The 3463-nt window shown below is 67.7% G+C and carries 1 protein-coding gene and 1 pseudogene; both read right to left on the reverse strand.

Features of this window, described 5'->3' with window-relative positions; translation table 11 throughout:
• Positions 1-3073 (reverse strand): efflux RND transporter permease subunit (locus BIS11_RS13245; protein ID WP_253586238.1); only part of this gene is annotated, 3073 nt, incomplete at its 3' end.
• A pseudogene (locus tag BIS11_RS13250) lies at positions 3074-3463 on the reverse strand (efflux RND transporter periplasmic adaptor subunit); the annotation flags it as partial.

A 3463-nucleotide genomic window follows, 5' to 3' on the forward strand; every position in this document is an offset into this window, starting at 1 on the left:
GGCGATCACCCTGGAAGCGGATCTTGCCCCCGATGACCAGCATGCAGGGGGTCAATAGCAGGGTGAGGGCGGTGGCGAAGGTGAGCCCGCCTGCGATGGCGCTGGACATCTGCGTCCACCATTGGGCGGAGGGCGCGTTGAAACCGAGCGCCGGGGCGAACAGGTTGACGTTGATGCCGAGCACCATCGGCATCAGGCCCAGCACCGTGGTGATGGCGGTCAAAAGCACCGGGCGCAGGCGCAGGCAGCCTGCTTCCAGGGCGGCCTCGCCGGGCGCCATGCCCTCCTGGCGCAGCTCGTTGTAGGTGTCGATCAAGACGATGTTGTTGTTGACCACGATGCCGGCGAGGGCGATCACCCCCATGCCGACCATCACGATGCCGAAGGCCTGGCCGGTGACCAGCAGCCCGATCAGCACCCCGGCGGTGGAGAAGACGATGGCCGAGAGCACCAGCACCGCCTGGTAGTAGCTGTTGAACTGGGTGACCAGGATCAAGGCCATCAGGCCGATGGCGACCAGAAAGGCGGTGACCAGGAACTGCATCGACTCCTGCTGGTCTTCCTGCTCGCCGGCCACGTTGACCATCAGCCCGTCGGGCAACGCGCCATCGCCGGCCTCGAACAGGGCGCGCAGGCGCTCGTCGGCCAGGTACCCGGGGGCAAGATCCGCTTCCAGGGTGATCGCCCGCCGCCCGTTGATGCGGCTGAGCGTGCCCACCTTGGGCGCGGGTTCGAAGGTCACGAAGTTCGACAGCGGCACCTGGCCGCGCTCGGTGTTGATGGTCAGACGGCCGAGCTGGTCCAGCGTTCGGTAGCGCTCCGGCAGGCGAATGCGGATGTCGACTTCGTCACTCACCGTGGGTGGGCGGTAGCTTGCGACCTGAAGCCCCGTGGTCAGAAGCTGCACGGCACTGCCGATGGTGGTGACATCGGTGCCCATGCGCGCGGCGGCCTCGCGGTCGACGTTGATCTGCCACTCGACGCCGGGCAGGCTGCGGTTGTCCTGAATGTCGGTGAAGCCGCCGAGCTTTCGCATCAGCGCGCTCAGTTGATCCACCCCGGCATCGGCCACGGCCGGATCGGTGGCGCTGATCTCCAGCACGATCGGCTTGCCGCCGCCGGGGCCTTGCTCCTGCTCCTGGAACTCCAGGGTGATGCCGGGAATGTCCGCGGTGCGCTCTGCCATCTCCGCGAGGATGACCCGCGATGGGCGGCGCTGGTACCAGTCGATGAACTGGAACTGCAGCACGCCCACCACGTCGTCGCCCATCTGTTCGTTGGCCACGAAGGAGCGGGCGTAGAGTGCCTCGACCTCACCAAGCCCGCTCAGGCGCGCCTCGACCCGCTGTAGAATGGCATCCGCCTCGGTGACGGAAAAATCCCCCCGGGCGCGCACCAGCACCTGGGCGCTGTCCGGCTCCACGCTGGGAAAGAAGTCGATGCCGTGGTTGAAGCGCCCGTAGGCGGTATAGACCATCGCGATCAGCACCAGCGAGAGCGCCAGCACCCAGCCCGGCCGGCGCAGCAGCCGCGCCAGCACGCGCCGGTAGCCGCGCCCGAAGGCGGTGCTCTGGTCGGGTCGTGTGGCCTGGCTCTCGACGTTCTGGCGGCGGGTGAAGAGCCGCCCCAGGGTGGGCAGGAACACCAGCGCCATGGCCAGCGACGCCAGCAGGCAGAGAATGACCGTCGCGGGCAGGTATTTCATGAACTGACCAACCACGCCGGGCCAGAACAGCAGTGGCACGAACACCGCAAGAGTGGTAGCGGTGGAGGCGATGACCGGCCAGCTCATTCGCGAGGCGGCGTTGAGCCAAGCCTCGAACGGCGTCTGGCCCTCCTTCAGGTAGCGGTCCGCCAGCTCGCTGACCACGATGGCACCATCCACCAGCATGCCGGCGACCAGAATCAGCGCGAACAGCACCACGATGTTGAGCGTGAAGCCGAAGGCCCACACCAGCAGGATGCCGGTGAGAAACGCTCCCGGAATCGTCAGCCCCACCAGCAGCGCCATGCGCAGCCCCATCACCGCGACCACCACGATCAGCACCAGCACCACGGCGGTCAGCACGTTGTTCAAGAGCTCCGAGAGCATGTCGGCGACGGTGGCCGACTCGTCGAGGATGGTGGTGATGCGCAGCGCCTCCGGCAGCAGCGCCTCGGCGGCGTCGAAGCGCTCGCGCACCGCGTCGATGGTCTCGATGATGTTGGCACCGGCGCGCTTGGAGATCTCCAGCACCACGGCGGGCTCGCCGTCGATGCGCGCGAACCCTTCCGGGTCCTTGAAGGTGGGGTGGATGAAGGCCACGTCGCCGAAGGTCACGACCCGGTCGCCGTCGATCTTCACCGGCATCGCCATCACGTCCTCGAGCGAGGTGATGATGCCCGGCACCTTGAGCGCCAGCCGCCCGGCGCCGGTATCGAGGCTGCCTGCCGCCACCAGGCGGTTGTTGCGCGACACCTGGTTGAACAGCGCATCGAAGTCGATGCCGTAGCTTTCCAGCACCAGGGGATCGACGAGGATTTCGAGCAGATCCTCCTGCTCGCCGGCGATCTCCACCTCGAGCACGTTGGCGATGCCTTCGATCTCCTCTTTCAGGCGCCGCGCGACGGTGATGCGTTCGCGAGTGTCCAACTGCCCGGAAAGACCGATGGTGAGCACCGGAAACTCCGAGACGTTGACCTCCATCACCCGCGGCTCGTCGGCCTCCTCGGGCAGTTCGCTGCGGGCGATATCGACCCGCTCGCGCACGTCCGACAGCGCCGTATTGGGGTCGAAACCCGGGTCGAACTCGAGCGTCACCGAAGCGTGGCCTTCGCTCGACTGGGCGGTGAACTTGCGCAGCCCCTCGAGCCCGCGAAGCTCCTGCTCCATGGGGCGCACCAGCAGCCGCTCGCCATCCTCGGGGCTGACGCCTTCGAGGGTCAGCGAGACGTAGATCAGCGGGATGGTGACGTCCGGGTTGGCCTCCTTGGGAATCGCCTGCCAGGCGGTGATGCCGGCGAGCAGCAGCCCGACCAGCAGCAGCAGCGTGGTGCGCGTATGGGTGAGGGCGGCCTGGATCAACGAGCGCATTCAGGGCGTCGCCACGGTATCGGGTGCCGACGAGGAGGGGCCGCCCGCCGCCACCGGCGTGACCGTCTCGCCCACCGCGACCAGCCCGGCGCCCAGGGTGATCACCTCCACCGGGTCCGGCAGGCCCGCAACGAAAGCACTTTCGAGCGTCGCGCTGACCAGCGTGACCGGCGTCTGCACCACCTGGTCATCGTCGCCCAGGTGCTTGACCGCCAGGCGGCCGTCGTCGTCCAGGCTCAGCAGCGCAGGCGAGAGCGCGACCACCTGGCGCGGGGGCAGGGTGATGGTGAACTCGGCGCTGCCGCCGGCCAGGCGACGCCGCTCCGGGTTGTCCAGGGTGATTTCGATGTAGAACGTGCGGGTCTGCTCCTCGGCGCGGCTGCTGATATG

The organism is Halomonas sp. 707D4 (assembly GCF_024158685.1).
Lineage (GTDB): Bacteria > Pseudomonadota > Gammaproteobacteria > Pseudomonadales > Halomonadaceae > Vreelandella.